Annotated in this window: 22 protein-coding genes and 1 pseudogene; 14 read left to right on the top strand and 9 right to left on the bottom strand. The window is 60.4% G+C overall.

The genetic code is table 11. The features are described from left to right. Window positions 1–27: 27 nt before the first annotated feature. Window positions 28–204, bottom strand: a complete 177-nt coding sequence (locus ACG74X_RS07570; RefSeq protein WP_411233702.1) for a hypothetical protein — start codon at window positions 202–204, stop codon at window positions 28–30. Window positions 205–409: 205 nt separating this feature from the next. Here ACG74X_RS07570 and ACG74X_RS07565 point away from each other — a divergent pair, with 205 nt between their 5' ends. Continuing rightward, complete coding sequence (locus ACG74X_RS07565; RefSeq protein WP_411233701.1) at window positions 410–1,954, top strand: trimethylamine methyltransferase family protein; 1,545 nt, start codon at window positions 410–412, stop codon at window positions 1,952–1,954. On the opposite strand, the gene ACG74X_RS07560 is transcribed toward ACG74X_RS07565, so the two are convergent. Beyond that, on the bottom strand, window positions 1,947–2,258 hold the full coding sequence (locus tag ACG74X_RS07560; protein WP_411233700.1) for a DUF6477 family protein: 312 nt from the start codon (window positions 2,256–2,258) through the stop codon (window positions 1,947–1,949). The two genes, ACG74X_RS07565 and ACG74X_RS07560, sit on opposite strands and share 8 nt — an antisense overlap. 245 nt (window positions 2,259–2,503) lie before the next feature. On the opposite strand from ACG74X_RS07560, the gene ACG74X_RS07555 reads away from it, so the two are divergent. Then, window positions 2,504–3,544 (top strand): DUF6456 domain-containing protein, encoded by a 1,041-nt coding sequence (locus tag ACG74X_RS07555; protein ID WP_411233699.1) that lies wholly within the window; start codon window positions 2,504–2,506, stop codon window positions 3,542–3,544. Between the two features lie 159 nt (window positions 3,545–3,703). After that, a complete protein-coding gene (lipA, locus tag ACG74X_RS07550) occupies window positions 3,704–4,654 on the top strand; it encodes a lipoyl synthase (protein ID WP_411233698.1) in 951 nt (316 codons plus the stop codon). Here lipA and ACG74X_RS07545 read toward each other — a convergent pair. The 3 genes from ACG74X_RS07545 to hpt all read right to left on the bottom strand — a co-directional run bounded on the left by ACG74X_RS07545 (window position 4,651) and on the right by hpt (window position 6,697). Then, on the bottom strand, window positions 4,651–5,532 hold the full coding sequence (locus tag ACG74X_RS07545; RefSeq protein ID WP_411233697.1) for a c-type cytochrome: 882 nt from the start codon (window positions 5,530–5,532) through the stop codon (window positions 4,651–4,653). The genes lipA and ACG74X_RS07545 overlap by 4 nt on opposite strands. Window positions 5,533–5,537: 5 nt before the next feature. Beyond that, window positions 5,538–6,002 carry a c-type cytochrome gene (locus tag ACG74X_RS07540; protein ID WP_411233696.1) on the bottom strand — a complete coding sequence of 155 codons (465 nt, stop codon included), beginning with the start codon at window positions 6,000–6,002 and terminating at the stop codon, window positions 5,538–5,540. A 152-nt stretch (window positions 6,003–6,154) separates the two neighbouring features. Continuing rightward, on the bottom strand, window positions 6,155–6,697 hold the full coding sequence (gene hpt, locus ACG74X_RS07535; protein ID WP_411233694.1) for a hypoxanthine phosphoribosyltransferase: 543 nt from the start codon (window positions 6,695–6,697) through the stop codon (window positions 6,155–6,157). 86 nt (window positions 6,698–6,783) lie between these two features. Between hpt and ACG74X_RS07530 the strand changes: the two genes are divergently transcribed. Together ACG74X_RS07530 and ACG74X_RS07525 are read left to right on the top strand one after the other, a co-directional pair. Then, on the top strand, window positions 6,784–7,227 hold the full coding sequence (locus tag ACG74X_RS07530; RefSeq protein ID WP_411233693.1) for a type II toxin-antitoxin system RatA family toxin: 444 nt from the start codon (window positions 6,784–6,786) through the stop codon (window positions 7,225–7,227). Further along, the gene (locus ACG74X_RS07525; RefSeq protein WP_411233692.1) at window positions 7,190–8,605 is read left to right on the top strand and encodes an MmgE/PrpD family protein; all 1,416 of its coding nucleotides are present in this window, start codon (window positions 7,190–7,192) and stop codon (window positions 8,603–8,605) included. Before ACG74X_RS07530 ends, ACG74X_RS07525 begins: the two co-directional genes overlap by 38 nt. Before the next feature lie 6 nt (window positions 8,606–8,611). On the opposite strand, the gene ACG74X_RS07520 is transcribed toward ACG74X_RS07525, so the two are convergent. From ACG74X_RS07520 to ispF, 3 genes and pseudogenes are all read right to left on the bottom strand, one after another. Next, window positions 8,612–9,088 carry a CinA family protein gene (locus ACG74X_RS07520; RefSeq protein ID WP_411233690.1) on the bottom strand — a complete coding sequence of 159 codons (477 nt, stop codon included), beginning with the start codon at window positions 9,086–9,088 and terminating at the stop codon, window positions 8,612–8,614. A gap of 8 nt (window positions 9,089–9,096) precedes the next feature. Then, window positions 9,097–9,582 carry a phosphatidylglycerophosphatase A gene (locus ACG74X_RS07515; protein WP_411234191.1) on the bottom strand — a complete coding sequence of 162 codons (486 nt, stop codon included), beginning with the start codon at window positions 9,580–9,582 and terminating at the stop codon, window positions 9,097–9,099. Beyond that, window positions 9,582–10,061: pseudogene (ispF, locus tag ACG74X_RS07510) on the bottom strand (2-C-methyl-D-erythritol 2,4-cyclodiphosphate synthase); the annotation flags it as partial. The gene ACG74X_RS07515 and the pseudogene ispF, both read right to left, overlap by 1 nt. Before the next feature lie 207 nt (window positions 10,062–10,268). On the opposite strand from ispF, the gene dusB reads away from it, so the two are divergent. From dusB to hflX, 9 genes are all read left to right on the top strand, one after another. Next, window positions 10,269–11,225: a tRNA dihydrouridine synthase DusB gene (dusB, locus tag ACG74X_RS07505; protein WP_411234189.1), complete on the top strand. Its 957-nt coding sequence runs from the start codon at window positions 10,269–10,271 to the stop codon at window positions 11,223–11,225. Continuing rightward, the gene (locus ACG74X_RS07500; RefSeq protein ID WP_411233689.1) at window positions 11,222–12,328 is read left to right on the top strand and encodes a two-component system sensor histidine kinase NtrB; all 1,107 of its coding nucleotides are present in this window, start codon (window positions 11,222–11,224) and stop codon (window positions 12,326–12,328) included. The genes dusB and ACG74X_RS07500 overlap by 4 nt, the downstream gene beginning before the upstream one ends. Then, window positions 12,328–13,698, top strand: coding sequence for a response regulator (locus ACG74X_RS07495; RefSeq protein ID WP_411233688.1), 1,371 nt, complete (start codon window positions 12,328–12,330; stop codon window positions 13,696–13,698). Before ACG74X_RS07500 ends, ACG74X_RS07495 begins: the two co-directional genes overlap by 1 nt. Window positions 13,699–13,842: 144 nt before the next feature. Beyond that, on the top strand, window positions 13,843–16,089 hold the full coding sequence (locus ACG74X_RS07490) for an ATP-binding protein (RefSeq protein ID WP_411234188.1): 2,247 nt from the start codon (window positions 13,843–13,845) through the stop codon (window positions 16,087–16,089). A gap of 27 nt (window positions 16,090–16,116) precedes the next feature. Then, window positions 16,117–17,532 (top strand): sigma-54-dependent transcriptional regulator, encoded by a 1,416-nt coding sequence (locus ACG74X_RS07485; protein ID WP_411234186.1) that lies wholly within the window; start codon window positions 16,117–16,119, stop codon window positions 17,530–17,532. A gap of 309 nt (window positions 17,533–17,841) precedes the next feature. Further along, the gene (gene trkA / locus ACG74X_RS07480) at window positions 17,842–19,218 is read left to right on the top strand and encodes a Trk system potassium transporter TrkA (protein ID WP_411233687.1); all 1,377 of its coding nucleotides are present in this window, start codon (window positions 17,842–17,844) and stop codon (window positions 19,216–19,218) included. A gap of 2 nt (window positions 19,219–19,220) precedes the next feature. Then, complete coding sequence (locus ACG74X_RS07475) at window positions 19,221–20,735, top strand: potassium transporter TrkG (RefSeq protein WP_411233686.1); 1,515 nt, start codon at window positions 19,221–19,223, stop codon at window positions 20,733–20,735. A 122-nt stretch (window positions 20,736–20,857) separates the two neighbouring features. Beyond that, entirely contained in the window at window positions 20,858–21,097 is a 240-nt protein-coding gene (gene hfq, locus ACG74X_RS07470) for an RNA chaperone Hfq (RefSeq protein WP_072776954.1), read from the top strand. Further along, entirely contained in the window at window positions 21,094–22,368 is a 1,275-nt protein-coding gene (gene hflX / locus ACG74X_RS07465; RefSeq protein WP_411233685.1) for a GTPase HflX, read from the top strand. The genes hfq and hflX overlap by 4 nt, the downstream gene beginning before the upstream one ends. Before the next feature lie 45 nt (window positions 22,369–22,413). Here hflX and ACG74X_RS07460 read toward each other — a convergent pair whose 3' ends face one another. Then, complete coding sequence (locus ACG74X_RS07460; RefSeq protein WP_411233683.1) at window positions 22,414–24,879, bottom strand: penicillin acylase family protein; 2,466 nt, start codon at window positions 24,877–24,879, stop codon at window positions 22,414–22,416. Window positions 24,880–24,912 lie beyond the last annotated feature (33 nt).

Here is a 24,912-nt window from a genome sequence, read left to right as displayed (position 1 = left end):
CCCTTGCACTTGGCTGCTGTGTTTGGATCAGTCTTTCGCGAAGGCCAGGTGCACAACACGCGCGCCGATGATCCAGACCAGGAAACACAAAACAATCGAGACCCCGAAGGAAATCATATGGCCCGAGAACCCCAGCAGCGCGATGGCCAGCCCCAACACCAGCACGGCAATCATGGCCGCGGTCTTTTTTGGCGCATACCGCATGACGGTCTCCTTTGAGTGTTTGGGCAGGAGTAACGTATGGCACGGTAAAAGGTTCCCGATCCGATTGCCACAGCGTGGAAATCACGGAATGTCGCTTTCGCCACGCACAGGCCGCAATCCGCCCCTGCCGTGCGGAGGTGTCGTATTATTGAAGGGAAGACCGGACGCGGGGCCGGGTTCACTTGTATCCGCATGGAGGTGACACATGGCAGACACACAAACACGCAGACGGTCCCGCAGCGGCGGCGGCGCAGCCCGGCGGGCAGAGCGCACAGCGGTTTCGGTTGAGACGGCCAGGTATATCCAGCGAAACATTCCCGATTTCGAAATTCTGACCGAAGAGGCGCTTGAACTTATCGAGGCCAATGCCGAAACCGTTCTTGAAGAGATCGGCGTTGCCTTTGTGAACAATCCGGCCGCGTTGGATCGGTGGCGCGCGGCAGGGGCCGATGTTACGGGGGAACGGGTGCGTTTGCCCAAAGGGCTGGCCCGCACGCTGTGCGCGACAGCGCCGTCGACATATACCCAACACGCCCGCAACCCGGATCGGTCTGTTGAGATCGGCGGTCGCAATCTGGTGCTGGCCCCGGTCTATGGCCCGCCCTTTGTGCATGATGCCGCAGGTGGGCGGCGCTATGCGACGATGGCGGATTTCGAGAAATTCGTGAAGCTGGGCTATATGTCGAAATGGCTGCACCATTCGGGTGGAACCATTTGCGAGCCGACCGATATACCGGTCAACAAACGCCACCTGGACATGCTCAAGGCGCATATGACGCTGAGTGACAAGCCGTTCATGGGGTCGGTCACCGAAGCCAGCCGCGCACAGGACAGCGTGGAGATGTGCGAGATTCTGTTCGGCAAGGACTTTGTCCAGAACAACACGGTGATGACCTCGCTGACCAATATCAATTCGCCAATGACATTCGATGATGTGATGATGGGCGCGCTGGAAGTGTACGCGCGCAACAATCAGGCCTGTATCATCAGCCCGTTTATCGTGGGCGGGGCCATGGCCCCGGTGTCGGTTGCGGGCACGCTGACGCAGGTGTTGGCCGAGGTGATGGCGGGCATCGCCTATAGCCAGTTGATCCGGCCCGGTGCGCCGGTGATCTTTGGCGCGTTTGTCACGTCGATTGACATGAACTCTGGCGCGCCCACATTCGGCACGCCCGAGGCCAGCCAGATCACTTATGGGGCCGGGCAGCTGGCGCGCCGTCTGGGGCTGCCATTCCGGTCAGCCGGCAGCTTTAACGGGTCGAAACTGCCCGATGCGCAGGCCGCCTACGAAACCGCCAACAGCCTGAATATGGGGTTGCTGTCGGGGGTGAATTTCATGCTGCACGCCTGCGGGTGGCTTGAAGGCGGGCTTGTGTCGTCGTTCGAGAAATTCGTCATGGATGCCGACCAGCTTGGCGCGCTGCACAAAATGGCGCAGGGCGTGGCCATGGACGAAGACGCCCAGGCCATGGCCGCAATTGCAGAGGTTGGACCGGGCGGTCATTATCTGGGCTGCGCGCACACACAGGCCAATTTCAAATCGGCGTTCTGGCGGGCCGAAGTGTTTGACTTCAAACCCTATGAGACCTGGTCCGAGGAAGGCGCGCGGGACACTGTGGCTTTGGCCACCGAACGGGTGCAATACCTGATCGACAACTACCGCCAGCCCCCCCTGGACCCGGCCATTGATGACGCGCTGACCGAGTATGTTGCCAAAAAGAAAGCGTCGATGCCGGACAGCTTTATGTGACCGACCGCAGCTGCGGAGGGGTCATCTGTGCCCGCATCAGATGCGACTCGCCCATGACCGCGGTCAGAAGCTCGACATGATCGGCGATGCTGTAAGAGGCATCGCCGTTTTCACGTTTGTCGTTCATTTCGGCCTCAAGGCACATCAGTCTCATCAGGGCAGGGCCTGATTTCTGCGTCATACCGTAGCCCAGCAAGCGGGGCAGGCGCGTAGCGCGGCGGTAATCGGGCACCGCAATACGTGCTGCGCGGATCAGCAGGCGTGGGCGACGCAGGTTGGACAGTTGGGTCAGTAGATCTTGCATGTGTTTCCCCTTTTGGTGGCGCTGGATGTCAACGCGGAACAGGGATCAGGATGACACAACCCTAGGGTGTGTTGCGCCCGGCCAAGAGCAGCGCACGGTCCTGATTAAAATTGTTTACTATTTGGAAACAAAACCGATTGAAGTGGTCAAAAGTTAACAAATCTGAAACCAATACATCTTTAGGTTGTGCATGTCTGTGGATAAGCCTGGGGATTGATTTGACAGACAGCCTATGGGGGATATGAATGACTGAATTACCACAACTGAAAACACGCGATGGTTTTGACGCACTTTTGCCGGATGCCGCACGCCGGTATCTGGCCCATGTTGCCAAGGGTCAGCCGATCCGCGAAATTGCACGGATCGATGGATGCCACGCGTCGACGGTGCTGCGCCAGGTGCGCAAGCTCGAAGCGATGCGCGATGACCCGCTTTTGGACAAGGCGCTGGCCGAGATGGAGCCTGCGCGCGAATCCGGTGCTCGGGATGAGGCGGCGATTGATGCTGCATCCGATGCATTGCGCCATCTGAGCCAGCCCGGTGCGATGCTGCTTTACAATCGCGACCTGCCGCAGCCTGCGATTGTGCGGGTGGTCGGTGAAGGCCAGACGCATGTGATCAGCTCTCTTGGTATTGATCTGGCCGCTGCGTTGATCCTGCGAAAATGGGTGGCCGAAGAAGGCGGCACGACCGTCAAACGCTACCGGATCACCCATGAGGGGCGGGCCGAGCTGCCGGCGCTGATCGCTGCCAAGGATTGTCGCGCCGCGCAGGCCACAGAGGATGGCCATGACGCGTTTGGCGATCTGAACCCCGACCGCCGATCCCGCAACCGCGCGGTGTCGACCGGGCCCGGTTTCGAAAGCCCGATGGCAATACTGGCGCGGCGCAAGGGGCCGGATGGTCGGCCGTTTCTGGCCTCTGACTTTATCATGGCAGGCGACCGCCTGTTCGAGGATTACGCGGTTGCGGGTTTCGCGCCGGACGATTTGCTGGGCTGGGACAGGCCAGAGGCGTTGCAACAGCACTATGACTGGGCGAAAACCAAGTCTGATCTGCGCCGCCGCGAGGCCATTCTTCGCACCCTTGACGCGATTCAGGATCTTGGCCCGGGATTAAGCGATGTTGTGTTGCGGTGCTGCTGCCTGCGTGAAGGTCTGGAGGCCACGGAAAAGCGTATGGGATGGTCGGCCCGGTCCGGCAAGGTTGTTTTGCGCATCGCCCTGCAACGCCTGAGCCTGTTTTATCAAAGCACACGCGGCAAGGCGGACGCGCTGATCGGCTGACACGCAGCTCCGGGGCAGGTCACCGCAATGGCCTGTCCCGGAGCCTTTGAGATCTGATGCGAAATTCCACGGCTGCAATGCGGCTATGCAACACTGGCACTCCTTCTTGTGGGGCATTATGCTAAGCACAGCCAAAGCTCAGATTGCGGGGAAAAACCGTTGCGTGATATCAAGATACCCGAACAGCGCCACCCGGAAAAAGCCCACCGTCCGGACAATGCACAACCCAAGAAACCCAACTGGATTCGGGTAAAAGCCCCCTCGGGAGAGGGCTATAACAAAACGCGCAAAATCATGCGCGAGAACAAGCTTGTGACCGTGTGCGAAGAAGCAAGCTGTCCCAACGCAGGCGAATGCTGGAGCCAGGGCCACGCCACAATGATGATTATGGGCGACATCTGCACCCGTGGATGTACGTTCTGCAACATTGCCACCGGGCGCCCTGACACGCTGGATGCGTTTGAACCGGGGCGCGTGGCGGATGCGGTGCAGAAACTGGGACTGAACCACGTTGTCATCACGTCGGTCGATCGCGATGATCTGGAAGATGGCGGGGCCGCGCATTTTGCCCAGACCATTCGCGCCATCCGCCACCGCGCACCCGACACCACGATCGAGATCCTGACGCCTGATTTTCTGAAATGTGGACCAGATGCGCTGGAAACCGTGGTTGCGGCGCGCCCGGATGTGTTCAACCACAATCTTGAAACAGTGCCGAGCCTTTATCCCCAGGTGCGCCCCGGCGCGCGCTATTTCCATTCGCTGCGTCTGTTGCAGCGCGTGAAAGAACTGGACCCGTCGATTTTCACCAAATCCGGCATCATGGTCGGGCTGGGGGAAGATCGGCAATCCGTGGGGCAGGTCATGGATGACATGCGCGCGGCAGATATCGATTTCCTGACCATCGGTCAGTATCTACAGCCCACCCCCAAACATCACGCGGTGGACCGGTTTGTCACGCCAGAAGAATTCGCCGGGTATGAAACTGCGGCATTTGGCAAAGGCTTTTTGATGGTATCGGCAACGCCCCTGACGCGGTCGTCCTATCATGCGGGGGATGACTTCGCGCGGCTGCGGGCCAATCGCGAAGCCAAACTGGCAAACGCTTAGGGCAGGGCCTTGATATAGGCGGCGACCGCCTCTCGGTCGCTTGCCGGAAGCTGCGCGAAATTGTTGATCACAGCCACCATATGGCCGCCTGCACTGTCAAAATCGGGGGTGAAGCCGGTTTCCAGATAATAGGCGATATCAACGGCGGACCATGTGAACTCTTCCGGGGTCAAGGCCGGAATACGCCCACGCCCGGACGGGTTTGGCGCGCCTTCCATCCAGCGGCTTTCATCCATCCCCCCCAAAGCGGTCCGTGGCGTGTGACATTCGGCGCAATGGGCCAGCACCTCGACCAGATAGCGCCCCCGTTCCAGTTCCGGTGTCGGCGCGTCCTCCATCACCCAGCCGGGATCAAGATAAAGCTGTTTCCAGGCCCCGACAGCACGGCGGATGTTGAACGGAAATCCAACGTCATGGGCCTCGCTGGGCGTGGCATCGGCGGGCAGGGTTTGCATATAGGCCCACAGGTCAGCCACGTCCTGATCCGTCATCATCGCGTAAGATGTATAGGGAAAGGCCGGATAATAATGCCCGCCATCCGGCGACACGCCTTTTTTGACCGCCGAGGCAAAATCGGCCAATGACCAATCGCCGATCCCGTGTTCGGTATGCATGGAAATGTTGGGGGCGACGAAGGTGCCGAAATCAGAGGGAAACCGCTCTCCGCCCGCCAAAACCAGCTTGGCGTCACCTTCGGCGTCCGGGGCGGCATGGCAGGACGCGCAGCCGGACGCGATGAACACCGATTCACCGCGCTCGGCGTCGGCGGTAACGCCGTCAAACGCGGCGGCATCGACCGGAACGGCCCGCGTCAGGAACAGCCCTGCCGCCGCAATCGACGCCAGAACCGCACCACCTATCCATAGAACCGGCCGCATTTTGATTACTCTTCGGGGGTCCGGTGTTTGTCGTGGCAGGCTTTACAGCTGCCGCCGATTTGCCCCATTGCCGGCGCAAGCGCGGCCTGACCACCGCCCGCAGCCGCCTGAAGAGCAACGGCACCGGTGCCAAAATCGGCCCATTTGGACAGGAAATCGGCGTTTTCATCCCAGATGGTTGTCTGCGCGCGGGTTCCGTCGAGGCTCATGTCATCGGACCCTTCGGGCCACAGCGGAGCCTGCTGGATTGTCGAGACAGCGACCAATGTGTCCGCCGCGGCCTGTGCCGCCTCGGCGTCATATTCGATCTCTCCTTTGGCCATACTGCCCAGGATGCCCAAGTTGATCGACATGATCCGGAACTGTCCCTGACGCGCTTTGACCTCGTCGCTGAAATCGGACTGGGCGAATGCAGCGGAGGCTGTCACAAACGTGGCGGCTGCGATGGCTGTGGTCACTAGTGTTTTCATTGGGATGCTCCTGAGCAAGATCAAACTTTGATCACGATACCCCAGATCGTTTGAAACAAAAGGAAAGTTTTTGAAAACGGCCCCAACCTTTTCGTGATATCGCCATCTGCGCGGCTTGTTGCCGATCGGTGCTACACCGATGCACCCGCGCGTCAGACGTCGGGAAAACGGACCTTTCCGATATAGGGCAGGTTCCGATTGCGTTGCGCGTAGTCGATGCCATAGCCCACGACAAATTCGTCCGGAATCGAGAACCCGATCCAATCTGCGGCAACATCGGTTTCGCGGCGCGATGGTTTGTCCAGCAACGCAATCGTGCGCAGCCGTCCGGGTTTGCGGGACGCCAAAAGCCGCGTGACATGTTTAAGCGTGTGACCGGTATCGACGATGTCTTCGACAACAAGCACATCGCGCCCCTCGATCTGACCGCGCAGATCCTTGAGGATGCGCACCTCGCGGCTGGATTCCATGCTGTCGCCGTAAGAGGACGCTTCCAGAAAATCGACCTCGACGGGCAAATCCAGTTCCCTCACCAGATCGGCAATAAACACAAAACTGCCCCGCAACAGCCCCACAACAACCAGCTTGTCGGTGTCTTTGAATTCTTTATGGATGGCGATACACAATTCTTCGATACGGGCGGCGATGGCCTTGGCTGAAATCATCTCGTCGATGACATAAGGACGCTCAGACATAGGTTTTCCTTGATTTTTCGCGCGCACAATACGACATCCACCGCCACTGTCACGACCAAAACCAAACCAGATATGACGCAGAGCAGATGCCGACACATTCCGAAACCCGTACCCTTCCGTACACAGCGGACCAAATGTATTCTTTGGTGGCGGATGTGGCCAATTATCCCAAATTTCTGCCCTGGACGGCCGCAGCCCGCATCCGGTCGCGCGAAGACCGAGGCGATCACGAGGAAATGCTGGCCGATCTGGTGATCAGCTTCAAAGTGTTCCGCGAACGCTTTGGCAGCCGTGTTGTGCTTTGGCCTGACGAGAAAAAGATCGACACCGAATATCTGGACGGACCGTTCCGGCACATGCATTCCAACTGGGCGTTCAGGGATGTCGAGGATGGTGTCGAAGTGACGTTCTTTGTCGATTTTGAATTCAAGAACCGCATTCTTCAAGGCGCTGCGGGGATGTTCTTTTACGAGGCGATGCAGCGGATCGTGCGTGCGTTCGAACGCCGCGCGGCACAGCTATATTCCTGACAGCGGTGGCGGGGCGCGTCCGGACGGGATGGCCCAGAAAGGGATGACAATGACATCACAAAACACGATCACACCCGCGCTTGCCCGCTTTGCGGCCACCGCACGGGCCGGCCAGATGGATGCCGATGCGATGCATGTGTTGCGCCTGTCGCTGCTGGATTGGCTGGCGGTTGGGGTGGCTGGTGCCCAAGAACCCGTCTCGCGGATTTGCCGCGCGCAGGTTCTGGACGAAGGTGGCAGCCCGCAGGCGTCGGTGTTCGGCACGTCCACCAGGCTGCCCGCCCGTGCTGCCGCGCTTACCAATGGCACGACATCGCACGCATTGGATTATGACGACACGCATTTCGCCCATATCGGCCATCCCAGTGTGGCGATCCTGTCGGCAGCCCTGGCCATGGCAGAGCGCGAAACGGTGTCCTCCGCCACCTTTCTTGAGGCGGCCTTGATCGGGATGGAAGTGTCCATTCGGGCCGGGATCTGGCTGGGCCGGTCGCATTATCAAACCGGCTTTCACCAGACCGCGACAGCCGGTGCCTTTGGTGCTGCTGCCGCATGCGCGCGGGTGTTGGGGTTTGACACCGACCAGACCGCAGCGACCCTGGGTCTGACGGCGACGCGCGCCTCGGGTCTGAAGGCACAGTTCGGTACGATGGGCAAACCCTTCAACGCCGGGATTGCTGCCGCAAACGGTGTCGAAGCCGCAAGTCTGGTGGCGCGTGGATTTGTGCCCAATCCGGGTGCGATGGACGGACCACTGGGTTTCGGAGCGGTCCATTCCGGCGAAGGCGCGGTTGACACAGCGATTGCAGAGCTTGGCGCAACCTGGCTGTTTACCGATGTCAGCCACAAGTTCCATGCCTGCTGCCACGGGCTCCATGCCACGCTCGAAGCGCTGGCAACGCTGCCTGCATTGGATCTCAGCGATATCGCACAGATCGACATTGCGACCCATCCAAGGTGGATGACGGTCTGCAACCAGCCTGCACCAACCACCGGGCTGGGCGCGAAATTCAGCTATTCAACCGTCACCGCCATGGCCATGCTTGGGCGGTCCACAGCCGCGTTGGACAGCTATTCCGACGCGCTTTGCGCTGATCCGGGGGTTATCGCGCTGCGCGACAAAGTCCGCGTCAGCGCAGATGACAGTTTGACCGAAACCCAGTCCCGCGTGTCGGTTACATTACATTCGGGCGCAGGGCCGGTCGCGCGTTTTGATCTTGACGCGCCGATGTCACTGAGTGATCGCGAGGCCCGTGTCCGGGCAAAGGCGGCGGCGCTTTTGGGCGCGTCGCGTGCAGACACGATTTGGGCGCTGTGCAACGACCTGCAAAGCCCTCTTGATTTGTCACACGTCATGACCGGGGCTGCGTTCGACTGACAAATTCTAGGCTGACGGCATTCCGGCCAGCGCCTGGTCCAACAGGCGCAGCGCATGGTCGCGAGACGCGGCACGGACCGATGCGCGCCCAAGGGCACCAAACTCGACCGTCTGTGTAGTCACCCCGGAGCCCGAGGCCAGCCCGAAACAAACCCGACCTTCCGGTTTATGCTCTGATCCGCCGGGGCCTGCGATCCCGGTGATGGCCACGGCCAAACCGGCTTGCGCCTGCATCAAAGCGCCTTGCGCCATTTCGGCGGCCACGGGTTCGGACACGGCGCCGAATTCGTCCAACGTGGCGGGGGCCACGCCCAGCATGTCTGTCTTGGCGACATTTGAATACGTCACAAAGCCGCGTTCGAAAATCGTCGAGGACCCGGCAATATCCGTGATCGCGGCCGCCACCATTCCTCCGGTGCAGCTTTCGGCGGTGGTGACGGTGATCCCCAATGCCGTGGCCCGGCGCAGAATACTTTTTGCCACAGGATCGGTCACATCAGCACCAGATGCGCAAACGCCGCCAGCGCGATCACGCCAATCGCCGCAAAGAACCCGGCAAAGACATCATCCATCATGACCCCCAAAGCGTCATTGCGGGCATCCGCCCGCCCGACAAGCCAGGGTTTGGTGATGTCAAACACCCGGAACAGGACAAAGGCCGCTATCCAGCCGGGCCACAACGCATCAATCGACACCCCCATCATGAGCGCCCCATACCCCACCGGAAACAGCGCGATCCATTGACCGACCACTTCGTCAATCACGATATAGGACGGGTCGTGGTCCTCTTTGCCGCGCGTCACCTCTTTGGTGGCGATCCAGCCTGACATGAACACAAAGACCGTCAGGTTGACCAATAACCAAAATCCGCCAAATGCCAGAATGGCATAAGCCACCGGCAGCGCTGCCAGTGATCCCCATGTGCCGGGGGCAGGGCGCAAAAGCCCGACGCCAAAAAAGGTCGCGACCAGCTTCATCATGGTGCCACCAAAGCCGCGGTGGCCAGCGCCGCGATCCCTTCTCCGCGCCCGGTAAAGCCCAGCTTTTCCGATGTGGTGGCCTTGACCGATACGTCTGACACAGGGATGTTCAGAAGGTCGGCCAGGCTTTGACGCATCTGTTGCGCATGTGGGCCGATCTTGGGAAATTCGCAGACAAGCGTGCAATCGACGTTACAGATCTCGAACCCGCGATCGCGCACCAGATGGGCCGCGTGTTTCAGAAAGATGTCGCTTGCCGCACCTTTCCATTGCGGGTCGGACGGCGGAAAATGCTGACCGATATCGCCCTCGGCCAGCGCACCATACAGCGCATCGGTGATGGCATGCATCCCGACATCGGCATCGGAATGCCCGACAAGCGCGTGATCATGAGGCACGGTCACACCGCACAGGGTGACATGATCCCCGGGGCCAAACTTGTGAACGTCATACCCGTTGCCCAGTCGAATTTTCATCACTCATCCCTTTGCCTCGCGCTGCTGTGTCTACGAACTGTCTGGGGCCTGTGCAATCTCTCTGGGCTGTTTGCCCAATAAATAGGCAAATGCTCTGTCGCGGTCTGTTTTTCAGGCTAAATTCATTGATCAAACGCCCCGCTCAGCGTAGCTCACGAACGTCCAACAAGGAATGCCTCGGTGTCTTTGACCAGTTTTCACAGTCTGATGTCGCCACCCGTGCTTTTGGCACCTTTGGCCGGGATCACCGATCTGCCGTTTCGCAGTCTGGTGTCGCAGTTTGGCGCAGGGCGGGTGGTGTCCGAGATGATCGCAAGCGGTGAATTTCTGACCGCACGCCCCGGCACCCGTGAAAAAGCCGAGCTGGGGGCGGGGATTGGCAACACCTCGGTGCAGCTGGCCGGTCGCACACCGGACGCGATGGCCGAGGCCGCGCGCAGGGTCGAAGCCATGGGCGCGCAGGTGATCGACATCAATATGGGATGCCCGGCCAAGAAAGTTGTGGGTGGGTATTCCGGCTCTGCCTTGCTGCGCGATCTGGATCATGCCTGCCGCCTGATAGAAGCTGTGGTCTCTGCGGTGTCGGTGCCGGTGACGTTGAAAACGCGGCTGGGCTGGGATGACGCAAGCCACAATGCCGCCGATCTGGCGCAACGGGCCGAAGCGCTGGGGATTGCGATGATTGTGATCCACGGTCGGACACGCTGTCAGTTCTACAAGGGCCAGGCCGATTGGCGCGCGATCCGGCAGGTGACACATGCCGTGTCCATTCCGGTCATTGCCAACGGGGACATCCGTGATTCCGATACGGCGCGCAGGGCGCTTGCGCAAAGCGGGGCCGATGGCGTGATGATCGGACGCGGCGCGCAGGGCAAGCCCTGGAAACTGGCCGAGATCGCGGCGGACCTGTTTGGCACGCCGCGTCCCATGATCCCGACCGGCACAGCCCTGGTTGACATGGTCCGCACGCATTACGACGCCATGCTGTCGTTTTATGGCGCCGATCTGGGGTCGCGTGTCGCGCGCAAACATCTGGGCTGGTATATGCAAGACGCGGGCACCGCGCCCGCGTTGCGCAAGTCCATCCTGACCGACACAGACCCAAAGCGGGTGTTTGCAGCCCTGCCAGAGGCGCTGCTGGACAACAGGCAATGCGCCGCATGACCGCCTCATCGGACATTGTGCCTGCGATCGATGAGGCCGCCATCTGGTCGTCGCTGCCGGTTCCGGCGATTGTGATCGACGCGCAGGACCGGATTGTCGATATGAACCCCGCCGCAGAAGGCTTTTTGAACAATTCGGCCAAATGGCTGCGCGGTCAGCCCATCTGGGACAGGGTGACCGTCGATGCCCCGATGGAAAAAAGCCTTGCCCGCGCCCGTGACAACGGCACGCCTTTGTTTGTCAACGATGTGGATATTGGCACCGGGTCGCGGGCGCCTTTGGTGTGCAATTTGCAGATCGCGCCGGTGCAGGGCCATGACACCTGTATGATCCTGCTGATCAGCCCGCGCGAATTGGCAGGGCGGGTCAACCAAAGCCAGACCGTCAAATCGGCGGCCAAATCCGCCATTGGCATGGCCGAAATGCTTGCGCACGAAATCAAGAACCCGCTGGCCGGCATCACCGGCGCGGCACAGCTGTTAAGCATGAACCTCACATCCGGGGATCAGGAACTGACCGACCTGATTGTCGAGGAAACCAGACGTATCGTAAAACTGTTGGGCCAGGTCGAGCAATTCGGCAATCTGTCCGAACCGGAGCGCGTTCCGGTCAATCTGCACGATGTTCTGGACCGCGCGCGCCGCTCGGCGCTTTTGGGTGTGGGCGCGCATATGTCGATTGTGGAGGATTACGATCCGTCCTTGCCGCTGACTGTCGGAGATGCGGACCAGCTGCTGCAGGTGGTGATGAACCTGATCAAGAACGCGTCAGAGGCCGCTGATCCCAAAACCGGGGGGCAGATTCGTCTGCGGACCTATTACGAACACAGCTACAGCCTGCGCCGCGCGGACGGGTCCGGCCAATCGCTGCCCTTGCAGATCGAAGTGATTGATGACGGCCCCGGATTGCCCTCCGAGATCAAGGGAGATGTGTTCGATCCGTTTGTTTCGGGGCGGGACAATGGAACCGGGCTGGGGCTGGCCTTGGTCAGCAAGATCATCTCGGATCACGATGGCTGGATCGCGGTCGAATCGGTTCCCGGCAAAACCCGGTTTCGGATTTCACTGCCTCGGGCCCCGCACACCCTAAAGGAGCCACGCTGATGGATGGCACAGTTCTTGTTGCTGATGATGATCGTACGATCCGCACCGTTCTGACCCAGGCGCTGACGCGCGCGGGCTGTAAGGTGCACGCGACGTCGTCTTTGACCACGCTCATGCGCTGGGTCGCCGAAGGCAAGGGCGATGTGGTGATTTCGGATGTGGTGATGCCGGATGGCAATGGGCTTGAGATGCTGCCGAAGATCGCCCAGGACCGGCCCGGCCTTCCAGTTATCGTGATTTCGGCGCAGAACACCATCATGACCGCGATTCAGGCCGCCGAGGCCGAGGCGTATGATTACCTGCCCAAGCCGTTTGATTTGCCCGACCTGATGAAGCGCACCGCCAAGGCGCTGGAAACCCGGAGCCCATCGGCCCGACAGACCCCGCGCCCGAACGACGACGCGGCCCCCGACGATCTGCCCCTTGTGGGCAAGACATCCGCCATGCAGGCGCTTTACCGGCTGGTGGCCAAGGTGATGAACACCGATTTGCCGGTGCTGGTCTGCGGCGAATCCGGCACCGGGAAATCGCTGATCGCCAAAGCGCTACACGATTTTTCGGATCGGCGGTCCTTGCCGTTTGTGACGGTCACCGGCAGTGATCTTGCCGATCTAGAAGGGCCTGCGCGGATTCTGGCGCGGGTGCGCGGTGGCACGCTTTTGATCGACGAGCTGGCCGATATCCCCGACGAGGTTCAGGCCCGCATCGTGCGCATGATGGATGGGCCGGACGACCACGCGCCACGCTTTATCGCGACCAGCCAGACTGATCCGGGGCAGGGCATGTCCACGTCAGGCGTGCGCGAGGATCTGTATTATCGCATCAGCGGGGCCACGATCGCGGTGCCGCCGCTGCGCGACCGGGTGGACGATATTTCCTTGCTGACCGATCATTTTCTGATCCGCGCGGAACGCGATGGTGCTGCGAAACGCTGGATGTCCGAAGAGGCCACCGATCTGTGCCGCGCCTATAGTTGGCCGGGCAATGTGCGTCAGCTGGAAAATGTGGTGCGCCGGTTGAGCCTGACCTCGCGCAGTGACGAGATCAGCCGCGCCGAGGTGGAAAACGTACTTGGAAATCAGCCGGAGACCGGCCCGGTTCTGCGCGGCGGTGACAGTGAAAAGCTCAGCGCGTCGGTTGCGCGCCATTTGCGGCGATATTTCGATCTGCATGGAAATATGCTGCCGCCACCGGGGCTTTATCCGCGAATCCTGCGCGAAATCGAAACCCCTCTGATTGAAATCGCGCTTGAAGCGACCGGCGGAAATCAGGCGAAATGCGCGGAATTGCTCGGGATTAACCGAAATACCCTCAGAAAGAAGATCACCGACCTCGATATTCAGGTGACACGCCGTCGTAAATTGATGTAAAACTGCCACATAATAGTGCTTCGGCTGTCACGCAGCAGGCCGAGGCCACAAAATATTGCGGTAGCCGGGCTGTGCGGCACATCAAGGCGGGGGTTGGCTGTGGCCACCTGGGCACGTTCATTGACCTGGACCCGGTTAAGCCGGATGCGCCGACAGCGGCGCTATCAAAATGCCATGACCCTGGGTCTGGTGGTGCTGGGGCCTGTGTTGGCGTTGGCCACGTTTCTGGTTCTTGGCCCGTTCGACACCGGCACGGGCGCGCAGTTGAACCTGCGGCTGGTTCTGCTGGCCGATCTGATCTACGTCCTGTTGCTGGCCGCTCTGGTGCTCAGCCGTGTGGTCAGTCTGATCGCGGCGCGCCGGGCCAAATCAGCCGGATCGCGCCTGCATCTGCGACTGACCGGGGCGTTTGCGCTGATGGCGCTGTTGCCGACAATCACGGTGGCGGTGTTTGCGGTGCTGACAATCAATATCGGCTTGGAGACATGGTTTTCCGACCGGGTGCGCAACGTGGTCGGCGCATCGCTTTCAGCTGCAGAAGCCTATGAGGAAGAGCATCGCGAGGGTCTTATTCAGGACGCGCGCGCGCTGGCGTCGTTTCTGGATGCCAATCGGCGGGCGACCTTCATCATGGATGATGGCGAATTACGGCAAGCGCTCAGCCAGGGGCAGGCCCAGATCCAGCGCGGGTTGCGCGAAGCCTATGTCATTGACAGTGCAGGTGAAATCCGCGTCCGGGGAGAGCGGTCCTATCTGTTTGACTATGAACGCCCAGCGCCGTCGAATTTTGCCGAAGCCAGCGAAATCGGCATTTCTCTGGTCCCCGATTGGGACAACAATGAATTCCGCGCGCTTGTGCCGCTGCGGGCGTTCGGCGACCGCTATTTGTATATCACACGCGAAGTCGATGGTCAGATCCTGAACCTGCTGGATGACACGCAGCAAACCGCGCGGTTTTACCAGCAGCAGGAAAACGACCGGGGTCGCGTGCTGTTTGATTTTGCGCTGCTTTATCTTGGATTTGCGTTTTTGTTGATCCTCGCCGCTGTTTGGCTTGGCCTGTGGTTTGCCGAGCGGCTCAGCCGCCCAGTCGGCCGCCTGACCGGTGCCGCCCAACGCGTCGGGTCCGGCGATCTGGATGTGAAGGTGCTCGAAGAAGAGGGCGACGACGAAATCGCCATGCTGGGCCGCTACTTCAACCAAATGACCCGTCAGTTGAAAGGCCAGCGCGAAACATTGCTGGACAACACCCGTCAGATCGAACGCCGCCAGCGGCTGTTTGATTCGGTTCTGACATCGGTGACATCCGGTGTGGTGGGGTTGGACGCCGAAGGTCGGGTGACATTCGTGAACCGGTCGGCAGAACGGCTTTTGGGCTGGCAGGACAACCAGCGCAGCGTCGAAATCACCGTGGCTGTGCCGGAATTTGGCCCCTTGTTCCATCGGTTGCGCGATCAGGGGATCGAAACCGCGCAGGACGAGATCAAGGTCAGCCGCGAAGGTCGGTTGGAAAACCTGCTGGTCCGCTTGTCCACACGGCGGCGCGCCGATGGGGGGCTCGAAGGGTATGTGGTTGCATTCGATGATGTGACCGATCTGGTCAGCGCCCAACGCATGGCTGCCTGGGGAGACGTGGCGCGGCGCATTGCGCATGAGATCAAGAACCCGCTGACGCCGATCCAATTGTCAGCCGAGCGCATTCGCCGGAAGTTCCGCAAGCAACTGCCCGAGTCCGACGCGCAGGATCTGGAACAGATGACAGACGTGATTGTGCGCCAAACCAACGACTTGCGGCGCATTGTTGATGAGTTTTCCAAATTCGCCCGCATGCCAGAGCCAGAGCGCAAACCAGAGGATCTGGTGGATATCCTGCGCGGCGCGGTGCTTTTACAGGAAACCGGCCAGCCGGATGTCACCTTTTCAACCGATCTGCCAACCTCTGGTATACCGGCAGAGGTGGACGCGACCATGATCGGGCAGGCCTTTACCAACCTGATCAAGAACGCAGGCGAAGCCATTGAAACACTGCGCGAAAAAGAGCCGGACGCTGCGATCTTTCCGGAAATCCGCGTCACCTGTACGGTGGAGGGCGGCACAGCGGAGATCCGGATCGAGGACAATGGAATCGGCCTGCCGGAAGACACGTCGCGCATCTTTGAGCCTTATGTGACGACACGCGAGAAAGGCACCGGGCTGGGCCTGCCGATTGTGAAGAAAATCATCGAAGAACATGGCGGGACGCTGGTTCTGGAACAGGCATCCGCCTTTGACGACACCGGCCGGCGCGGTGCCATGGCGATCATCCGGCTGCCGGTGTTGCCCGATGTGCCACAGCCAGACACCCCCACGGCTGCCAATCCATCGGCAGCGCTTCGCGAAATTGAAATGTGACGAATGACCAGAGATAAAGGTGAGGCAATGAGCGACATTCTGATTGTAGACGACGAGCGCGATATCCGCGAACTCATCGGCGATATCCTTGAGGATGAAGGATACACCACCCGATTGGCGGGCAATTCCTCGGAGGCGATGACCGAGATCAACGCCGAAGAGCCATCGCTTTTGATCCTCGATATCTGGCTCAAAGACAGCAAGATGGACGGGATCGACATTCTCAAGACCGTCAAGCGCGACAATCCGGACGTGCCTGTGGTGATCATTTCCGGCCATGGCAATATCGAAATCGCGGTCGCGGCGATCAAGCAGGGGGCGTATGACTTTATCGAAAAGCCCTTTAATATCGACCAGTTGCTGGTGGTCATCCGTCGGGCGATGGAAACCAGCCGGTTGCGCCGCGAAAACCAAAAGCTCAAACGGCGCGAGACCGATGTGGCGGAAATGGTGGGCGAATGCGCGGCCTTCCGGACGCTTGTGTCGAATCTGGACAAAGTGACCAAATCCAACGGGCGGGTGTTGTTGTCGGGGCCTGCAGGCAGCGGCAAGGAAGTGGCGGCGCGCTATATCCATGCCAATTCCAACCGCGCCAGCGCTCCGTTTGTGACGGTCAATTGCGCCGGTGTGGCCCCTGAAACGATGGAGGAAGTGCTGTTCGGGCGCGAAACCCCCGAACGCGGCGTAGAGCCGGGGCTGTTGGAGCAGGCGCATGGCGGGGTGGTTTATTTCGACGAGGTTGCCGATATGCCGCTGGGCACGCAATCCAAGATCCTGCGGGTTCTGGTGGATCAGCAATTCCAGCGCGTGGGCGGGGCCGACAAGGTGCGCGTCGATCTGCGGGTGATTTCCTCGACCAACCGCGATCTGCAGGATGCGATTGCCGAAGGGACGTTCCGCGAGGAGCTGTATCACCGGTTGAACGTGGTGCCGATCTCTGTGCCCAGCCTGGAGGACCGGCGCGAAGATATCCCGATGTTGGCCGAACATTTTGTTGAGCTGTTCAACCAGACGCAGGGTCTGCCCAAACGCGCCCTGAGCAGCGACGCGGTGGCCTTGCTGCAAACGATGGTCTGGCCGGGCAATGTGCGGCAGTTGAAGAACCTGATCGAACGGGTGCTGATCCTTGGCGACGGCACCGGCGACATCGCCGCGCGCGAACTGCCTCAGGACTCGCCGCAAGCCGAGGACGAAGAGGGCCGGGTGGTGCTGTCGGGCACGCTGGCCACGATGCCCCTGCGCGATGCCCGCGAGGCGTTCGAGCGTGAATACCTACTGACCCAGATCAACCGCTTTGGCGGCAATATCAGCCGGACGGCGAGTTTCGTCGGGATGGAACGCAGCGCGCTGCACCGCAAGCTGAAATCGCTGGGCGTCGTGACGAGCTCCAAGGCGGGCAGCCGGGTGGCCTATCTGGAAGAGGGCGTCGAACAGGCGTCCTGACCCGTTAGGTCCGGTGTGGACCTAATAAGTTTGGTAAGGTTTGGTTTTTTGGATGGGTAGGGTGCGTGATTTCACACACCGGTTTGTTTGGTGCTGGGCATGGTGCTTGCAAGCACGCACCCCACGTTTGCCGTATACCACATGAATGACCTGCAAGGGCCGTTTTCCAATCTCCGCGCGAAACCGTGGGCGCAGCCCACCGCGCATCGGCGACGCGCATCCTACGGGGTCGGGAATTGACCCCACACCTTAGCTCTGCCACACAAGGGTCTGCGCCAACGGCAAGGGGCCCTGAAACGGGCGGAGTGCATGAAAGTCATTATCTGCGGAGCGGGTCAGGTTGGGTGGCAGATCGCGCGGCATTTGTCGGGTGAGCGCAATGACGTGACGGTGGTCGACAATAACTCTGAACTGGTGCGCCGGGCGACGGATGCGCTGGATGTGCAGGGGATTGCGGGGTTTGCGTCTTATCCGGATGTGCTGGATCAGGCCGGAGCGCGCGATGCGGATATGATCATCGCGGCGACCCATTCGGACGAGGTCAATATGGTGACCTGTCAGGTGGCGCATTCGGTGTTTGCGATCCCGCGCAAGATCGCGCGGCTGCGGTCGAAATCCTATCTGACGGCGATTTATTCGGATCTTTACCGGCGCGATCATATGCCGATTGACGTGGTGATCAGCCCCGAGATGGAGGTGGCGGACGCCGCGTTGCAACGGCTGAACGCGCCGGCGGCGTTTGATACGGAGAAATTCCTTGATGGGGATGCGGCCCTGATGGGGCTGACGATTGACGAGGACTGCCCGATCATCAATACGCCGCTCAAGCAACTGACCGATCTGTTCTCGACCCTGCGGTCGATTGTGGTGGGCATTCGCCGGGACGGGACATTGTTTGCGCCGGAATCCGGTGACCAAATCTTTCCCGGCGATGCCTGTTACGTGATGTCCCACAACGAGGATGTGCGCCGCACGCTTGAGATTTTCGGCAAGACCCACCGCAAACAGGAACGCGTGGTCATTATCGGGGGCGGCAATGTTGGTCTGATGGTGGCCAAGGAACTGGAACAGCGCGCCGACCGGATTCGCGTCAAGGTGATCGAGCGCAACCGGCTCATCGCCGAACGCGCCGCCGAGGCGCTGGAGCGCACGATTGTTCTGAACGGCGACGGGCTTGACGTGAGCCTGTTGGCCGAAGCCAATATCGAACGCACGGATGCGGTGCTGTGTGTGACGGATGATGACAAGACCAACATGCTGGCGGCGGTGCGGGCCAAATCCGAGGGCTGCCCGATGGCGATTGCGCTGATCAACGATCCCACGCTGGAGCCGTTGATGGAAACGCTGGGTATCGACGCCTATATCAACCCGCGGTCGGTGACGGTCAGTTCGATCCTCAAACATTTCCGGCACGGGCGTGTGCGGATGGTCTATTCGATCGGGGATGCAGAAGCCGAGGTGATCGAGGCAGAGGTGTTGTCGACATCGCCGATGGCGGGGCAAAAGATGCGCGACATTGATTTTCCGGAAGGTGTGATCGTGGGGGCGGTGCGCAAAGGCAACAAGGTGGTGCGCCCGACCGGCGCGATGGTGATCGAAGAGGGCGATCAGGTTGTGATCTTCAGTCTTGCCGGGGATGTGGCCGAGGTCGAGCGCCTGCTTCAGGTCTCTATCGACTTTTTCTGACAATGGCGCTGCTGTATCGTTTGCCGCTGCTCTTGTTGCTGACGGGCCTTGCATCGGTGTCGATGATCGTCCCGGCGGCGGTGGCGTTGTGGACGGAATCCTATAACGACGCGCGCAGTTTTTTCTATGCTGGGTTGATCGGGCTGATCCTGTGCACACTGGTTGCATTCGCGATGGCCAACCGGCTGCACAATCGCAACGCCATTCGCCAGCTTTTGTCGCTGTTGGCCACGTTTCTGGCCCTGCCTGCGGTTCTGGCCGTGCCGTTTTACGAATCGGTGCAAACGACCTCGTTTCTGAATGCCTATCTGGAAATGGTGTCCAGCCTGTCGACAACCGGGTTGCCGTTGTTCCCGGCTGAACGTCTTTCGATGGCCGAGCATCTGTGGCGGGCGCAAGTGGCTTGGATGGGCGGTTTGCTGATGTGGGTTGCAGCGGCGGCCATTCTGGCACCTTTGAACCTTGGCGGATTCGAGGTGACATCCCTGGGCGAGCCGGGTCAGGATATGGTGGCGGGGGCTGCGCGCCGGGACACGGCCAGTCCGGCCACGCGCCTGGCCAAAAGCGCGGCGGTTCTGGTTCCGACCTACGCGCTTTTGACGCTGGCGCTTTGGGTGCTGCTGTTGGTTGTGGGCGACACGCCGTTTGTCGCTTTGGTGCATGCGATGAGTGTGATGTCGACATCCGGGATTTCCCCTGTGGGCGGGACCGAGGGGGCCAATAGCGGCTTTGCCGGTGAAGCGATCATCGCGGTGTTTTTGCTGTTTGCCCTGTCACGGATGACATTTTCCGAGGATACGGGAAGCCGACAGAAATCGGGCCTGTTGCACGATCCGGAATTCCGGCTGGGCCTTGCGATTGTGCTGCTTATTCCGCTGGTTCTGTTTCTGCGCCACTTTTTTGCGGCCTATGACATTGGCGATCAGAACAACTTTGTTGCCGCGGTCCGGGCATTTTGGGGGGCGGCGTTCACCGTTTTATCGTTTCTGACGACGCATGGCTTTACCAGCGTAGATTGGGTCAATGCGCAGGCGTGGTCCGGGCTTGAGACGCCGGGTCTTATCCTGCTGGGGCTGGCGCTGATCGGGGGCGGCGTGGCCACAACGGCGGGGGGTGTCAAGCTGTTGCGCGTGTTTGCGCTTATCATCAACGGGATGCGCGAAGTAGACCGTCTGGTGCATCCATCGTCGGTGGGTCGGTCGGGTCTGGTGTCCCGCAAGACACGGCGGGAGGGCGCGTTTATTGCCTGGGTGTTTTTCATGATCTTTGCCATCACCATCGCGGTTACAACGGTGGCTTTTGCCGCGTTTAACATCCCGTTTGAACAGTCTTTGGTGCTGGCGCTGGCCACGTTGACCAATTGCGGGCCGCTGATCGAGGTGATCGAGGCAGGGCGGTTGAGCCTGATTGAACTGGGGCCGGGGCCGAAAATTATCGCGGCCATTGCAATGGTCATGGGCCGGTTAGAGATGCTGGCACTTGTGGTCATTTTGGTGCCGGATATCTGGCGATCCTGAGCCTGTCGGTCACGCCGGGGGAAATTCCTTGTTTTTCCTCTGGAATTTACGGCAACCCCACGACATAGTGGCCTAAATTCGCAGTCACCCGCATGATAAAAACAAGAACAAAGGCATACTCTATGGCATCCGATAAGCAGAATCTTCAGGACGCTTTTCTGAATCACGTTCGTAAGACGAAGGTGCCGGTCACCGTTTTCTTGATCAATGGCGTGAAACTGCAGGGTGTTATCACATGGTTCGATAACTTCTGCGTGCTGTTGCGCCGCGATGGCCAATCGCAGCTTGTCTATAAACATGCCATTTCAACCATCATGCCAGCACAGCCGATCAATCTGTATGACGGCGAAGGCGAAAGTTGAAGGAACATAAGGCGCATGTGACCCGCGCCTGGGTTCTGCATCCGGACATCACCAGCGATCGCACGCGGCGTGCTGCCGAACCGGCTTTGGCCGAAGCAGTGGCCTTGGCGGCGGCGTTGCCGGGGCTTGAGGTGGTGGGCGATGACGTGGTGCGTTTGCCCAAGCCACAGCCCGGTGCGCTATTCGGGTCGGGCAAGATCGCCGAGCTGGACGCGTTGTTCAAGGCGCAGGATGTGGAACTGGTGCTGGTGGACGGGCCGGTTACGCCGGTTCAGCAGCGTAATCTGGAAAAAGCCTGGGGCGTGAAACTGCTTGATCGGACCGGACTTATCCTTGAGATTTTCAGCGACCGGGCCGCGACCCGCGAAGGTGTGTTGCAGGTCGAGATGGCGGCGCTGTCGTATCAGCGGACGCGGCTTGTGCGCGCCTGGACCCATCTGGAACGTCAACGCGGCGGTTTGGGGTTTGTCGGCGGTCCGGGCGAGACCCAGATCGAGGCGGACCGGCGGGCGATTGATGACCAATTGGTGCGCTTGCGGCGGCAGTTGGAAAAGGTTGTCAAAACCCGCGGCCTGCATCGGGCCGCGCGGGCCAAGGTGCCGTACCCGATTGTCGCTTTGGTCGGATACACGAACGCGGGCAAGTCAACCCTGTTCAACCGGCTCACCGGTGCCGAGGTGATGGCCAAAGACATGCTGTTTGCGACGCTGGACCCGACAATGCGCGCGGTTCGGTTGCCGGATGGGCCGGAGGTGATTCTGTCTGATACGGTCGGGTTTATCTCGGACCTGCCGACCGAACTGGTGGCCGCCTTCAGGGCCACTCTCGAAGAGGTTCTTGCCGCCGACCTGATCCTGCATGTGCGCGACATCAGCCATGATGAGACGGAAGAGCAGGCGCAGGATGTTCGCGATATTCTGAATTCGCTGGGCGTGACAGACACCACACCGATGCTGGAGGTCTGGAACAAAACCGACGCCATGCCCGACGAGGACCGCGCTGCAATTCTTGCACGCGCCGCGCGGGACGAGACGGTGTTTGCCACCTCGGCGCTGACCGGGGATGGGCTGGGCCCGATGCTGCAGGCTGTGAACCAGATCCTGGAGGGAGACCGGCGCGAAGAGGTGCTGCATCTGGGGTTTGACGAAGGCCGCAAACGCGCGTGGCTGTTTGACAAGTCCGTGGTCGAGGACGAGAGCCAGGATGATACCGGCTATCACATTCGCGTACGCTGGTCGGCCAAGGATGCCCGTCAATTCGAGACGCTTTAGGCCCGGCGGGACCGCTGCGCCGTCACCGTCGCGACAGGGGGCATGTCACTGCCGGACAAGCTGTGTGATGCCAACAGAGGCGGCGCGCGCCAGATCTTCGTCAAGCGACATGGGAATGTATTCGCCGCGCCGCCACAGGATGCCCATATCGTCATAATGACGCGACAGGAAATGGCCGGACTGACCGGTTGACAGGATAAAGACAGAGCTGTCGGGATCGGCAAAATCATAGACACCGCGATAGGCCGCGCCGTGCACATTTTCAAACGGGGCCGGGTCCTTGCCCGATCCGCGCCCGCGCATGAGCGTGTGATCGCCGCCTGATGTGCTTTGTCGGATATTGACGAAATAGCGCAGAAGCGGCACCTCTCCAAGGACCGTGTGGTCATGGGTGGCTTGATGCGCATCGCCCCAGCGCAGCGATTCAAGCGCCGTGCCATAGGTTTCCGATATCCACACAAGCGCGTCGTCCAGCGCCAGCCGGGCAATGTCTGAACAGCGTTCGGTGATGGCGGATCGGATCACATCGCACCAGGCGCTGGCACCGTCGACATCGCGAAAAACCCGTTCGATAAAAAGCGGCTCGACCCGGGTGAATTCTGACGCCAGCGGGCCAAGGTCATCGCGGATCAGCCGTTCCTGCAACGCGCGCAGCCAGGCCGAATAGATCAGCGGCTCTGGCAGGTGTTCGTTCATCTCTCCGTTCCAGTTGGCCAGCAAGTCCAGCGCGCGTTGGCGCAGGCGTTCCGGTGTGCCGTCAGGGGCGGCTTCGCCGGTGAACCACAGATCCGCGCCGATCAGCGGCAGCAAGCTGCGCGCCGTGATCGACACGGTGTCGAGTTGCGCCTCGATAAAGCTGTCGCGGGTGTGGACTTCGCGCCCCTGCATCAAGCCCTGCCAGCGCATGACCCGTTGGCTGTCGCCCCAGTCGAAACTGACATGCAGCGGGAAGGGACGGTCGACGATCTTGTTGTTGGTGTTGCCGACAATACCGCCATTGGGGTTCAGAAAAACGGGATTGGCGTCATCCGGGAACACCCCTTGCCAACGGTTTTCAGCGCGCCATCCGAACGAGGGCAAACGCCCCTGGCTTTGATGCGCCGCATCGCGGCGCGGCATGGCCCCGACCAGCTTCATTCCGATGCCATTGGCATCAATCACCGTCAGGTTCTGGGACGGGGCAACATAGGCTTTGGACAGCTCAAACGCGTCTTCGACCGATTGGGCAAACATGATCCCGATCGCGGCAGACATGGTGGTGTCACGCGGGCTTAGCCCGGTCCAGGACAGTGCAGTCACATGGCCGGGTGGTGTTATGGTGCCCAGATCGAACTGCGTGGCGGGCAAGATCGGTCCATTTTCCGACCAGCGCAATGTCAACGTGACCGGCGGCGAATCCTTGATCTCGATTATCGAGGAGCGGGTGTCAAACCGCGCGTAGCCGTCCGACGTGCGGTATTCTTCGCGATTGTCGGGGTTCAGCTCTTCGATCAGGATGTCCTGATCATCCAGGTAGGACGATGTCAGCCCCCAGGCGATGGTTTCCGACCGGCCTGCCATGATCGCCGGAATTCCGGGGATTGTTGCGCCGATCACGCCGCCATTGGACAGCTGTAGCCGGGCCAGATACCAGGTGGCGGGCGCGGTGAATTGCAGATGCGGATCGTTGGCCAGAAGCGTGGACCCGGTCGCCGAGCGGGTGTCATCGGCAGCCCAGGCATTGGACGCCCCGGCCAACCCGCGGGCGGGCACCGGCCAGAATGCGGATGTGTCGCCGCGCGCGGCGAATTGGCGGGTCTGCGGCACATTGGGCACCAGATCGGCATATTCCGGAAGCGCCGCGACACCAAGGCCCGGAACGTCAGGCAACAGGTCGGCCAGGCGGTTTTCATCGGGCAGCAAAAGCGAGGTGCGCGCACGCAGCACCTCTTCGCCCAGATGGCCGGACAGTTGCAACGCCATCAATTTGATCAATGCCACCGAATCTGCAGGCTGCCACGGGGCGAGAGGCGCGTTGAACATAAAAAATTCCGGCGCGCCGCGGCCCAGACTGTCGCGATTGATCTCGGTGATGCGGGCATTCACACCGCCGGCATAGGCTTCGAGCGCGTCCAGCGTCTGGGCGTCCTGCGCATCGACGGATTGCACGGCCAAAGAATACAGATCAAGCCGACGCAAAAGCTTGTCAGTTTCGAGCGTACGGGGGCCGAAAAGTTCTGACAGCCGCCCCTGCACGGTGCGTCGCAGCAGAGTCATTTGCCACAGGCGGTCCTGCGCATGGGCGTAACCCAACGCGTAAAACGCGTCACGATCCGAGGCTGAAAAGATATGTGGCACACCGGAATTGTCACGCACAATTTCCACATCCGCCGTCAGCCCGGACACCGGGATCACCTTGTCGTATTCGGGCAGCGAACGCGAGGCGAGGTAGTACACGCTAAGCACCACCAGAACACTGACACCAAGTGCGGCCGTTGTCGCCCAGACCAAACCTCTAAAGATCAGCGCCACGCCCCTGTCATCCTTTGCACATAAGCCCCTGAC

This window comes from Marivita sp. S0852 (assembly GCF_046591575.1).
Classification (GTDB): Bacteria; Pseudomonadota; Alphaproteobacteria; order Rhodobacterales; family Rhodobacteraceae; genus Marivita.
Note: the sequence above shows the minus strand (reverse complement) of the source record. Positions and strands in the feature narration are given on the sequence as shown.